This window comes from Psychrobacillus sp. FSL K6-2836 (genome assembly GCF_038003085.1).
Lineage (GTDB): Bacteria > Bacillota > Bacilli > Bacillales_A > Planococcaceae > Psychrobacillus.
In genome coordinates this window covers 76873-89345 of record NZ_JBBOOM010000001.1, presented here as the reverse complement: position 1 = coordinate 89345, position 12473 = coordinate 76873, and the positions used below count along the sequence as shown (strand labels likewise).

Sequence of the window (12473 nt, the reverse complement as noted above, 5' to 3'; positions counted from 1 at the left end):
GGGAAGTAGGGGAAGAAATGAGAGTAGCTACAGACATAGGTGGTACATTTACCGATCTTGTATATATGGACGAGAATGGAAATATCAAAGTAGACAAAACATCAACAACTCCGCCAAATTTTGAAAAAGGGGTAATGGATGTAATTAAGAAAAATGATATTAATAAACATCAAATGAAGCAATTTATTCATGGATCTACAGTCGTAATTAACGCAATCACTGAAAGAAAAGGAGTAAAAACTGCTTTAATAACTACGAAAGGTTTTAAGGACGTATTAGAAATTGCCAGAGGAAACAGACCAGACCTATTTAATATACGTTATGAAAAGCCTACTCCTTTTGTAGAAAGATATTTGAGAAAAGAAGTAGAAGAACGACTTAATTACAAAGGGAAGATTATTCAACCTTTAAAAGAGGAAGAGATTATCCAAATAATTAATGAGCTTAAGGTAGAAGGGGTAGAAGCAATAGGAGTAGTCTACTTACATTCGTATATTAATCCAATCCATGAGTTAGAAACAAAAAAAATAATTCAAAACCATTGGCCAGAAGTTTTTGTAACCGTTTCCCATGAGGTAACAATGGAATGGAGAGAATACGAAAGAGCAAGTACAACAGTTCTTAATGCATATGTTCAACCGATTGCATCTACCTATATTGATAAATTACAAAATGAGATAAAGAAAATATCAGACGGAAAAAATTACATTATGCAATCTAATGGTGGTACTACGACCTTTGAACAGGCAAAAAAATTACCTATTAATATGTTAGAATCTGGCCCTGTTGCAGGGGTGTATGCTTCAGCTATACTAGGAGCCCAAATTGGAGAATCAAACATTATAGCGTTCGATATTGGGGGAACTACTGCAAAATGCTCCCTAATTGAAGATGGGGTTATGAAGGTATCAACAGATTACTATATAGAGAAAAATAGCCGTACTGCTGGATATCCCGTTAAAGTACCAGTAGTTGACATTGTAGAGATTGGAAACGGCGGTGGCTCCATTGCATGGATCGACGAAGGTGGTTCGCTGAAAGTAGGACCACAATCTGCGGGAGCTCTGCCAGGTCCTGTTGCATATAACAAAGGAGGAATGGACCCAACGACTACTGACGCTAATCTAATTATAGGGAGGTTGTCGCCTAAAAATTTTGACTATAAAGTAGATATGAGAAAAGTAGCTATGGTATTGGAAGAGAGAATAGCGAAGGCTTTTAATTTGAGTGTCGAAGAAGCAGCACTGGGCATTATCCGAATTGCTAACGCCAACATGTTAACAGCATTAAAGCTTATATCTATCCGAAAAGGACACGATCCAAGAAACTTCACATTAGTTGCTTTTGGGGGTGGAGGGTCCATGCATGCAGCCTCTTTAGCAAAGGAATTAGGAGTTAAAAAAGTAGTTATTCCATTTGCTTCACCAGTGTTTTCAGCTTGGGGAATGTTAATGACTGATTTACGACATGACTTTATTCAAACGTATGTTAAGCGGTTGTCAGAACTAGACCTAGTTGAGGTCAACGAAAAATGGCAGGATATTGAAAGCAAAGCAATTGCACAATTTAAAAAAGAAGAATTTGAAGAAACTGTTGTGTTTACACGTTATGTAGACATTCGTTATTTGGGACAGGAACATACAGTAAAAGTTCCAGCTTCAAATGGAAATTGGACGGAAGAGACAATAATAGAATTAATAAATAATTTTCATGAACTCCACGAGAAGAATTTTACGTTTCGTCTAGATGGGTCACCGACTGAAATTGTTAGCTTCCACTTAGTGGCACTTGGAAATATAAATAAACCATCGTTGAAGGAGACTGAAAATTCAGGTTTATCCGAAAGCGCAATAATAGAACGTCGCCCTGTTTACTTTGAAAAAGATGGTTGGGTCGAGACTACTATTTACAAGAGAGATATGCTTCCCACGGAAGTAAAAATAGTTGGTCCTGCAATTATTGAAGAAAAAGCAGCGGTAACAATAATTGAAAAAGGCCAAAAAGTATATGCAGATATTTATGGAAATCTAATAATTGTTACTGGGGTAGATACAAATGAGTGAAATAAAACAACTTTTTAAGGAACAGGATCCATTCACATTAGAAATTGTAAAAGAAACATTGTTGTCAATTGGAGATGAGATGTTTTATACCTTGGCCAGGACTTCTATGAGCCCAATTATTTATGAGGTATTAGACTTTGCCTGTGGTTTAACAGATAGGAAGGGTCAATTGCTTACCCAAGGTAATGGAGTAGCGGGGTTTATCGGGACGTTAAGTTACATGGTTAAAGATGTAATCACGAAATATAGCGATAAAAATGATATTTATCCAGGAGATGTTTTTATCATCAATGACCCTTATGGGGGAGGAGGCACACATCTGTCGGATGTCGGTCTTGTACTTCCTATATTTTATAATGGAGAACTAATGGGTTTTTCAGCCAACAAAGCGCATTGGACGGAAGTGGGGGGGAAAGATCCAGGGTCGTTTACAAATGATTCCACCGATATTTACCAAGAGGGTTTGCAATTTCCTTGTATTAAATTAAGCAATAAAGGCGAGATGAATACGGCTTTAATAGAAATGATTAAGAGTAATGTTAGGTTTCCAGATTTATCAGAGGGTGATATGTGGGCGCAAATTGCTGCTTTGAAAATTGGAGAAAAACGAATGAAAGAGCTTTGTGATAAGTATAAAAAAGAAACAGTGGAAGCTTCCATCGAACTACTTTTGCAACAAGGTGAACAAATGGCTCTTAAGGAGCTAGAGAAACTTCCAAATGGAGTATATGAAGCTAGTAACTATATTGATGGGGATGGACTAGGCAATGGACCTTTTAGAATTCAAGTGAAGGTAACTATCACAGATGACGAATTTACTTGTGATTTTAGAGGGAGCCATCCACAAGTCCCAGGACCAGTTAATGGTTCCTACACTACACTTGTAACTGATGTTAGAACAGTATTTTTAGCGATTACTAATCCATCCCAAGATGCAAATGATGGTGTGTTTAGACCATTGAAAGTAATTACAGATAAAGGTTCCATATTTTCAGCAGAACGTCCTGCACCTGTATCAAACTATTGGGAAAGTGGTTCATCTGGAGGAGACTTAGTGTGGCAAGCCCTTGCTCCTGTTTTACCTAAAAGATTAACAGCTGGCCACTTCCTTTCGGTTTGTTCAGTAACTTTATCTGGAGAACATTCAGATACTTCGGAACCATATTTAATAGTGGAACCATCTGTTGGAGGTTGGGGAGCTGGATTAGGACAAGATGGAGCTCGTGGACAGTTCTGTATTGGGGATGGAGAAACGTATAATATCCCAGTTGAAATTGCCGAAGCTCGCTACGGAGTAATGATTGATGAATATAAATTAAATTGTGATGGAAAGGGAGCAGGGGAATATATCGGTGGAGCAGGAGTTGTTCGCTCATACCGTGTACTTTCCAGTGATGCTAAGGCGACGGTAACTTATGGGCGTCATAAATTTGCACCATGGGGTGTTAACGATGGAGAAGAAGGATCAACTAATAAATTCTTTGTGAAAAAACATAATGGAGAAATAGATGGTCCGTATGGTATGTATGCAAGATATCCTTTGCAAGAAGGGGATGTACTCGAATTAGTAACAGGAACTGGAGGAGGTTATGGTAATCCATATTTACGTTCCCTACGACAAATTCAAAGTGATGTGAAGAATGGCTACTTTTCCATTGAAGATGCTAGGGTAAAGTTTGGAGTGGTGCTTGATACGGAAACATACGAGATTAAACAGGAAATAGAAGAAAGAAGAAGCTACTTGAAAGGGAGAGCCTGATGACTAATAAAGAGAAAAAAGCTAAAGCGGTCTCAACAGATGAAGCGTTATTTCCTGTTCCGTTAAATCAGAGACAACACTGGATTGTTCCAGCGGTAATCTTTGGTGGATTAGAATTTTCTATCCCTGTTTTATTAACTGGAGCATTGTTAGCCACTTACTTTGGTATTACTGAAATTTTTTGGATATTATTCGTTTCTCTTTTCGTTGTTCAATGGATTGGAAACGCAATTACTGGATATATGGGAGCAATAACGGGTATTTCTTCTTCAGTAATAGCAAGAAGTAGTTTCGGACATATACAAGCGAGATGGATTATTGGTTTCATTACGTTTTTTGTAGGATTAGGATGGTGGGCTTTGCAAACAGCTGTAACAGGAGAAGCTATTGCAGCAATGTTTGGTATAGACTATGAAAATGAATGGGGAATGCTCGCACTTATCACAACAGTTTGTGGACTAATTTTTGCGGTCCCTTCTATATTTGGTATGTCCTCAATGAAGTGGACAGATATTATTGCAGTTCCGGCAGGGCTACTTTTAGTAGTAACAGGAATTTATTTAGTTATGAAAGATTCAGGATGGGAAAAAGTTGCTTCTTGGCAGCCAGAGTCTAGTATAACGATACTAGCGGCTATTAGTTTAGTTTTAGGTATGAATGTATCGCAATGGGTAGGTGTTCAGGATTATACACGGTATGCAAAGCCTAAAGTAAAAGATAATTTACTTATTCCAATAGGTATTATCGGCGTAGGATTTCCACTATTTTTTGTAGGAGCAATAATGGCGATTGGTGTTGGAGAAGCCGACATTGTACAAATCATGCTAGGGCTTGGTTTTCCAATGTGGGGTTTCCTAATCTTGTGGCTCTCTACATGGACTAGTCAAATAGTAAATAGTTATAGTATGGGCCTTTCTATGGCTAATATGATGAACATTAATTCTGGAAAGGGACGTGCAATACTTACTTTCATAGGGACAATTTTAGGGGTTGGTATGGCGCTAGGGGGAGTATTAAATTACTTTGAGGATTTTTTATATGTTTCAGGGATTATTTACGGACCCATTGCTGGTATTATGATTGCGGACTTCTTTTTTATTCGTAGTCAAACGTATAAAGATAATCCAGGTTGGAACTGGATGGCTACAATAGCAATGGCAATTGGTATTGCAGTCGCTTACTACACCCAATATATCATTGAAATGGGGATACCAGCCGTTCAATCATTATTTATTTCGGCGATAGTCTACCTATTATTAATGAAGGTTAAACATAAAATACGTCCAGATCAATTTACAAAAGTGGAGTAAGGAAGGATATGAAGGGTGATTTTTTTGAGAACTTTACAATTGCAAGAAGCAGAAGATATTTTGTATGGAGCATGTATTTACGGAACTGGTGGAGGAGGTAGTTTATCAGAAGGCCTGGAAATTATAAAAAACATATATCGTAATGGGAAAGAAATTAAGTTAATAGCTTTAGAAGATGTAAAAGACCACTGGCTCGTTGCTTCTCCTTATTATGTAGGGTCTGTTGCACCACCTTCAGATGAAATAGTTCAAAAGTTAAAAGGGCTAAAGCCAGTAAAAGAAAATGTTTCAACGATCGCGACAAGAATTTTACAGAAGAACTTAAGAGAAGAGATTAAGTGTATTTGTGCAACAGAACTTGGGGGGAACACGGCATGGGCAATGGAAGTGGCTGCTAGTTTAGATATTCCATTAGTCGATGCAGACCCTGCGGGAAGAGCGGTACCTGATTTGGCACAAACAACATTTAATATTTTCGATGTTTCAATTGCTCCTTTTGCTTTAGCTAATCGCTATGGAGATACATTAGTTGTTGAAACAGCAGCAAGTCATGATCGAGCAGAAGCTATCGCAAGAACATTTGCAACTATATCTGGAAACTATTCAGGAATATGCGATCACCCTGTTAAAGGAGAAAAATTTAGGACGTCAGTTATTGAAGGTACGATTTCCAAAGCACAAGCAGTTGGCCGAGCGATGCGCCTAGCAAATGAGGATGGAGTTAATCCCATCGAAACGATTACTCTCGCAGGAGATGGGAAAATTCTTTTCAAGGGAACAGTTAGTGAAGCATCATGGGAAGAAGTAAGGGGATTCATAGAGGGAACTATTAATATTAAATCTGATAATTTGAAAGACGAGATGTCTGTATGGTTTAGAAATGAAAATATGACAGCTAGAATTGCAGACAAAATCGTTTCTATTATTCCAGAGCTAATTATTATACTTGATTATCAAACTGGTAAACCTTTACTGAATCCTTCTTGCAAAGCAGGAATGGAAGTAGCTGTATTATCTTTTCCGGCTCCAACTATTTGGGAAACAGATAAAGGTCTCTCTATTTTTGGACCAGAGTATATTGGGATGGAGAAAAAGGATTATCTAAATTTAAAAATCATTAATGGAATGGGAAAATGAAACTAGTGTGATATAAAGAAATAGTTATAAAATTATAAAATAATAAGGCTATCCAATTACAATGACATTTGGGGTAGCCTTTATTAATGCTCATTAGTCCTATTTACAAACATAAAATCCCACAGAAAAGCTGAGCTATCAGATTTTCCGTGGGATTCTCTTTTTCACTTTGATAATGGGACAGTATCCTTTTCTCTAAAGGTTATTGAGACCCATTGTTTTAGTATGCTATTAATGTTGAATTCTATTTCCAGTTTTTCTCTATAAATTCATCTCGGCCTGATTGTGCACGATCCTCTTTGTAGTGTGAAGGGCTTTTTTTATAGAAATCTTGATGATACTCTTCGGCTTCATAAAATGTTTTAGCTTCACGAATTTCGGTAACAATAGGCTTAGAGAACTTTCCACTTGCTGCAAGTTGTTTTTTCGATTGCTCCGCCAGCTCTCGTTGCTCATCCGAATGAATAAATATGGCAGTGCGATAGCTTTCTCCCCGATCTTGGAATTGACCGCCATCATCGGTAGGATCAATTTGCTGCCAAAAAATTTCTAATAATTGGTTGTATGAGAAAAGAGCAGAATCATATTGTATTTCTACAACCTCTAAATGACCAGAATCACCTTTTTTTACGTCTTCATATGTAGGGTTATCAAGATGACCACCCATATATCCTGAAGTTACTTTATGTATGCCGTCCCAAGTATCGAATGGCTTTACCATGCACCAAAAACACCCACCTGCGAAAGTTGCTTTTTCTATCATGTTCATTCCTCCTATTAATCGCACTGATTGAATTTTACTATATGTAAAATAGATTTTACCACTTGTTTAGAAGTAGTACAAAAATCTGAAACTTTTCAAAGCAGAAATACGTTATTATTAGGGTATAAAGGAGAGATTTCAAGATGGAAGAAGAATTACAACAAACTAGAAGACGTAGAAGAAAAAGACGTCCAAGAATAGGACGCATATTATTTGTTATTTTACTGTTTTTAGCTATAGGAATTGGTATTTATACATTTACTCAATATTCAAGTGGCTATAAATTAGCGGATACAACACAAAAGGAGCCAATGGATTTCAAAGGGGACGTACTTAAACAAGGAGAACGTGAGAATATCTTAGTTCTCGGTGTGGATTCTCGAGGGGAAGATAAGTCGCGTACAGATACGATGATGATTTTCTCTTGGGATAAGCAAAATAATGATGTAAAAGTTATTTCTTTCATGCGTGATATATATGCCGATATCCCAGGTTACCAATCCTATAAACTAAATACAGCATTTTACTTAGACGGAGTACAATTATTGAAAGATACAATTCAAGAGATGTTCGACTTACCAATTCATCACTATGCATTAATTGATTTTAGTAGCTTTGAATCTCTAGTGGATATTATTGCACCAAATGGTGTTCCAGTTAATGTAGAGAAGGATATGTCTGAAAAGATTGGTGTAACTTTAAACAAAGGACAACAGAATCTAAATGGGCAAGAATTACTTGGTTATGCGCGTTTCCGCTCAGATGCTGAAGGGGACTTTGGACGAGTAGGTAGGCAACAGCTTGTGATGGAAATCTTAAAAGATGAGTTGTTATCAATAGAAAATATTCCAAATTTACCCAAATTCATTGGTGCGACTGAGGGATATATCCAAACGGATTATTCTCGTTCAGACAAAACAAAACGAGTGTTAGACGCAATTGTAAGCGGTAAATTAGAAATGGAAAAAATGACAATCCCAGTGGAAGGAACTTATTCATTTAAGAACTATAGTCATGCTGGATCGGTCATTGAACTCGATAAAGATATGAATAAAGAAGCAATTACAGAGTTTTTAGAAAAATAAGGTGCTTCAAGATTGCCATTCTTATTTTTCCTCCGTAAAATAAATATATATAGAAAGGAAGTTTGATAGAAGTGGAGCCAGAAAAACCTTCTTTTTTTTCTACAAGATACATAAAATTTTTAGGTGGACGTAATACAGTCTTTTCATTAATTCTTTTACTCATGATTGGTCTCGTTATCATGATTTATGATGAAATTTCCTTTATTTTCGTACCATTAACGGTCTTTCTGGGTAATGTAATTTTACCGATTATTTTAGCTGTTATTATGTATTACTTATTACGACCGATATTGCGTTTATTGGAAAAAGTAAAAATTAAACGTGTCTGGGGAATTCTTATTATTTTCTTAGTATTAATCGGGCTAATAACTTTACTAGTTTTTCTAGTATTTCCTTTTTTAAAGGGACAGGTCTTTAAGCTAGTAGAAGAGTTACCTACTTATTTTATCCAGTTATTTAATGACTTAGATAATTTTTTGCGAACATCAATTTTCCAGGAATATTATTTACAAATTGAAAATGACGTTACTTCGGTTTTAAATGGGCTGCCAGCTGAAATTGGAGACTTTGTTCAAAATACTGTCACTGGAATTGCGACTGGAATCTCCTCCATTGTAGGAGTTTTAACAAGCTTCGTGTTAGCAATTGTAACGGTTCCGTTTATAGTATTTTATCTATTAAAAGATGGAGAAAAACTACCTAACTATGTCATGAAGCTATTTCCACCAAGAATGCGGGATGATCTTCGAGAGGTATTTACTGGTATAGATAGACAAATCAGTTCTTATATTCAAGGTCAAATACTCGTATCTATGTGTATCGGTCTAATGATTTATATTGGATTTGCCATTATTCAAATGCCGTATGCGCTTTTACTCGGAGTTATAGCAATGGTTACAAGTGTTGTACCTTATTTGGGTCCAGTTATTGCTATTACACCAGCAGCTATCATTGCGTTAGTAACTTCTCCATTATTGCTTGTAGGATTAGCAATCGTTTGGACAATTGTACAATTAATAGAAGGCAAGTTTATATCTCCACAAATTATGGGTAAATCATTACATGTTCACCCGATTACAATAATTTTTGTCCTTATTACAGCTGGTTCCTTATTTGGAGTTCCAGGAGTTATTTTAGGGATTCCAGGATATGCGATTTTAAAAGTTATCGTTTCCCACTTCTATACATTGTTTAAAAAACGGTATAATAAGTTTGAACCAGTTATTGAAAATCATTATGAGTATACAAATCACAAGGTGGATTGAGAGTAATGGCGAAGAAATTTGAATCTTCCATAAAAGTAAAATCTATAAAGATAGACACGATTGTTGACCATCCTTATATTGAACATGGTATTAATCTATCGGGTACTATATATATAGAAGGAGTGCACGATGAATCGGTTGAAAATATTAAATTAGAGGTATTTAAACTAACTAATAGTGAAAATCCCAAAATCGTATCGAAACATTCTATAGAGTTGGTAGGAGCAGCTGCATCCAAAGACATGCAAATGATACCTTTTGAGATTATGCCAGATGAAAGATGGATTCCAGAAAAAAACGAGGAAGTAACAAAACTCATTTTAAGAACGACCGTGTTATTCGAAAATGGATCTGAGTATAACGATGAAGACGAGATATATTTTGATATTGAGGAATGAAATTTGAAACTCCAGCATCGTGCTGGAGTTTTTTTCTATTAAAAAATGAAATTGCGATATCTAGTAGTTCACTTACTTTTATAAAACGTTTACTTGTGAAACGGAAAATTTGCCTATTTCCCATGCTTACAATAAAAAATATGTAGTATAAACACTTAAAGGTTGTGCATTCTAATAATAAATTGGGAGGCAACTAACGATGAATAAAAAATTGTTTTCAATACTAATTATTTCATTTTTCATACTTACAGCATGTGGATCCCAGAGGGAATCCAATGAACCAGCAAACCCAGAGACACAATTAAATGGACAAGATAAAGAAGTTCCTAACACTGGGAATGAAGAAGTAAACGAAGAAAATGATGTAGGAGTTCCAAAAATAGATGGTTTCAATGACCCGACTATTGAAAAACCAGCTGAAAATAACGATTGAATTGTATGAATAGTTATGCTATTATTTATTTAACTAATTTGAACGGAGGTGAAGAAAGAATGAAAAACGCTATGAATGCACAATTATTTATGTTGGAATTTTTATCCACTTCTTGTGCAATTACTCATGAAAATGGTAGCAACGGGACAGGTCTGTCTATTTTTAGCCATTTCCATAGTAATATCCATAGCTGAGAAGTCATTCTTTCGGATCCAACAAGGTAGCGAAAAGACTGTGCTTTTTAGACAGTCTTTTTTTGTTGCGAAAAAAGACTCGCTTCCAGCTTATAAAGAAACGAAGGGAAGCGTTCATAATGATATGTACAATACAAAATATAACTAAAATGCTCGGAGGAAATACAATTTTTGAAGAATTGTCGCTAGAGATTAAAACGGGAGATAGATTAGCCATTGTTGGTCGAAATGGAACTGGTAAAACTACTTTATTCAAATTGTTGGCCGGTATTGAAAGCCCTGACGAAGGATCTATTCACTTTAAGAAAGGTACATCAATCGGTTATCTGGCTCAAATACCAACTTATTCAGAAGAGGTAACTGGTCTTGATGTTCTCCATTTTGCTTTTCAAAGTATTGCTGAGCTGCTAAAAAAAATGATCCAAATGGAACAACAAATGGCAACTCTAGAGTCTGGGGAGATGGAACGTCTTCTCCAACAATACGGAGAAATTCAAGAACAATTCACGCTTTTAGGCGGTTATACAATGGATTCTGAAATTGAAAAAGTGGTGCAAGGTCTTCAGCTTTCGGGATTTGTTAATCAGTCTTTTACTAATTTAAGTGGTGGGGAACAGACGAAAATAATGCTAGGGAAGATACTGCTGTCGAATCCAGATATTTTACTGTTGGATGAACCAACCAATCATCTAGATTTATTTGCTGTAGAATGGCTGGAACAATATTTGATTGGCTATTCTGGAACTGTTGTTATCATTGCGCATGACCGTTATTTCTTAGATAAGGTTGTGACCAAGATTGCTGATCTAGAGGAAGGAGAGCTTTCTCTTTATCATGGAAATTATTCTTCGTATACTTTAGAAAAAGAAGCTAGATTAATGCGTGAGTTCCAGGAGTATGAGGAACAGCAGAAAAAGATCAAAAAAATGAAAGAAGCAATAAGACGTCTAAGACAGTGGGCAAATGAAGCGGTGCCACCAAATCCAAAGCTATTTCGCCAGGCACGTAACATGGAAAGAGCTTTAGAACGAATGGTGAAAGTGAGAAAACCATTAATCGATCCGAAAAAAATGGAGCTTTCATTTGAATTCGCATCTAGAAGTGGTAAAGAAGTAGTCATGATGAAAAATGTTCATAAATCATTTGGTGATAAGGTCTTATTAGAAAATGCACAGCTTAATCTTTACTGGAAGGATCGAGTTGCTATTGTCGGTCGAAACGGTTCAGGAAAATCCACCATATTAAATATATTGAGGGGTGAGATACCTATTGATAACGGAGAAGCTAGGCTCGGTAGTAATGTCCGTGTAGGTTATTTATCCCAGCATTTCGAAATTCAGGATCCGAAGGCTAGACTAATTGATGTATTTCGAGGTGAACTGAATATGTTTGAGGGTGATGCACGACATATTCTCGCAAGGTTTATGTTTTATGGACCTGATGTATTCAAAAGAATAGGTGATTTAAGTGGAGGAGAGCGAATGAGGCTTCGTTTGGCACAACTCATGCATCAGGATATAAATCTACTGATACTCGATGAACCGACGAACCACTTGGATATCGATTCGAGAGAAGTACTAGAGGATGCTTTAGCGGATTTTGATGGAACTATATTGGCTGTGTCACATGACCGATATTTTTTAAATAAACTATTTCCGAAAACTGCTTGGTTGGAGCAGGGACAGCTAACTACTTTTGAGGGACCATATGAGTGGGCAAGAATAAAGTGGGGAGAAATTCAATCTAAGCAAGAAATTGGTGAGATAATAGCGGAAAAAGTAAAGATCGTACAACCTACGAAAAAACAGGATAAAGAACAAAAGATCGAAGATAAGATTTCAGCAATAGAAGAAGAAATTTCCATTTTAAAAGAAAAAATGGAGATAGAAAGTGACTGGGAAATATATGAAAAGCTATTGGAATCTATCCGGTCAAACGAACAAAAATTAGAAATTTTAATGATGGAATGGTTGGAGTATGAAGGATGATAACTATTCCGAAACTCAAACTTAATATCTAAAATCCTATAATGTTATATTAACATTCTCATATATTGAACCGATATT

General features: G+C 36.2%; 12 protein-coding genes. 11 read left to right on the top strand and 1 reads right to left on the bottom strand.

The genetic code is table 11. The features are described from left to right. The first annotated feature begins 17 nt into the window (after nt 1-17). The 4 genes from MKY37_RS00475 to MKY37_RS00460 are packed head-to-tail and all read left to right on the top strand — an operon-like array spanning nt 18 to nt 6269. A complete protein-coding gene (locus MKY37_RS00475; RefSeq protein WP_340772595.1) occupies nt 18-2063 on the top strand; it encodes a hydantoinase/oxoprolinase family protein in 2046 nt (681 codons plus the stop codon). Next, complete coding sequence (locus MKY37_RS00470; protein WP_340772593.1) at nt 2056-3822, top strand: hydantoinase B/oxoprolinase family protein; 1767 nt, start codon at nt 2056-2058, stop codon at nt 3820-3822. Before MKY37_RS00475 ends, MKY37_RS00470 begins: the two co-directional genes overlap by 8 nt. Beyond that, nucleotides 3822-5132 carry a purine-cytosine permease family protein gene (locus MKY37_RS00465; protein ID WP_340772591.1) on the top strand — a complete coding sequence of 437 codons (1311 nt, stop codon included), beginning with the start codon at nt 3822-3824 and terminating at the stop codon, nt 5130-5132. Before MKY37_RS00470 ends, MKY37_RS00465 begins: the two co-directional genes overlap by 1 nt. Before the next feature lie 24 nt (nt 5133-5156). Then, nucleotides 5157-6269 carry a DUF917 domain-containing protein gene (locus tag MKY37_RS00460; protein ID WP_340772589.1) on the top strand — a complete coding sequence of 371 codons (1113 nt, stop codon included), beginning with the start codon at nt 5157-5159 and terminating at the stop codon, nt 6267-6269. A 244-nt stretch (nt 6270-6513) separates the two neighbouring features. On the opposite strand, the gene msrA is transcribed toward MKY37_RS00460, so the two are convergent. After that, nucleotides 6514-7032 (bottom strand): peptide-methionine (S)-S-oxide reductase MsrA, encoded by a 519-nt coding sequence (gene msrA / locus MKY37_RS00455; RefSeq protein ID WP_340772588.1) that lies wholly within the window; start codon nt 7030-7032, stop codon nt 6514-6516. Between the two features lie 143 nt (nt 7033-7175). Between msrA and MKY37_RS00450 the strand changes: the two genes are divergently transcribed. The 7 genes from MKY37_RS00450 (at nt 7176) to abc-f (ending at nt 12395) form a co-directional block, all read left to right on the top strand. Next, on the top strand, nt 7176-8117 hold the full coding sequence (locus MKY37_RS00450; RefSeq protein ID WP_340772586.1) for an LCP family protein: 942 nt from the start codon (nt 7176-7178) through the stop codon (nt 8115-8117). A gap of 71 nt (nt 8118-8188) precedes the next feature. Further along, nucleotides 8189-9382: an AI-2E family transporter gene (locus MKY37_RS00445; RefSeq protein ID WP_340772583.1), complete on the top strand. Its 1194-nt coding sequence runs from the start codon at nt 8189-8191 to the stop codon at nt 9380-9382. Nucleotides 9383-9387: 5 nt separating this feature from the next. Next, entirely contained in the window at nt 9388-9780 is a 393-nt protein-coding gene (locus MKY37_RS00440; protein WP_340772581.1) for a sporulation protein, read from the top strand. Nucleotides 9781-9979: 199 nt separating this feature from the next. Then, a complete protein-coding gene (locus MKY37_RS00435) occupies nt 9980-10213 on the top strand; it encodes a hypothetical protein (protein ID WP_340772579.1) in 234 nt (77 codons plus the stop codon). 5 nt (nt 10214-10218) lie between these two features. Continuing rightward, a complete protein-coding gene (locus MKY37_RS22345) occupies nt 10219-10407 on the top strand; it encodes an RAxF-45 family protein (protein WP_445323006.1) in 189 nt (62 codons plus the stop codon). After that, entirely contained in the window at nt 10340-10555 is a 216-nt protein-coding gene (locus MKY37_RS00430) for a hypothetical protein (protein ID WP_340772576.1), read from the top strand. Before MKY37_RS22345 ends, MKY37_RS00430 begins: the two co-directional genes overlap by 68 nt. Then, entirely contained in the window at nt 10527-12395 is a 1869-nt protein-coding gene (abc-f, locus tag MKY37_RS00425; RefSeq protein WP_340772574.1) for a ribosomal protection-like ABC-F family protein, read from the top strand. Before MKY37_RS00430 ends, abc-f begins: the two co-directional genes overlap by 29 nt. Nucleotides 12396-12473 lie beyond the last annotated feature (78 nt).

Coding starts and splice junctions, on each gene's coding strand:
- MKY37_RS00475 (WP_340772595.1), top strand. CDS start 18: ATGAGAGTAGCTACAGACATAGGTGGTACATTTACCGATCTTGTATAT.
- MKY37_RS00470 (WP_340772593.1), top strand. CDS start 2,056: ATGAGTGAAATAAAACAACTTTTTAAGGAACAGGATCCATTCACATTA.
- MKY37_RS00465 (WP_340772591.1), top strand. CDS start 3,822: ATGACTAATAAAGAGAAAAAAGCTAAAGCGGTCTCAACAGATGAAGCG.
- msrA (WP_340772588.1), bottom strand. CDS start 7,032: ATGATAGAAAAAGCAACTTTCGCAGGTGGGTGTTTTTGGTGCATGGTA.
- MKY37_RS00450 (WP_340772586.1), top strand. CDS start 7,176: ATGGAAGAAGAATTACAACAAACTAGAAGACGTAGAAGAAAAAGACGT.
- MKY37_RS00440 (WP_340772581.1), top strand. CDS start 9,388: ATGGCGAAGAAATTTGAATCTTCCATAAAAGTAAAATCTATAAAGATA.
- MKY37_RS00435 (WP_340772579.1), top strand. CDS start 9,980: ATGAATAAAAAATTGTTTTCAATACTAATTATTTCATTTTTCATACTT.
- MKY37_RS22345 (WP_445323006.1), top strand. CDS start 10,219: ATGAATAGTTATGCTATTATTTATTTAACTAATTTGAACGGAGGTGAA.
- MKY37_RS00430 (WP_340772576.1), top strand. CDS start 10,340: ATGAAAATGGTAGCAACGGGACAGGTCTGTCTATTTTTAGCCATTTCC.
- abc-f (WP_340772574.1), top strand. CDS start 10,527: ATGATATGTACAATACAAAATATAACTAAAATGCTCGGAGGAAATACA.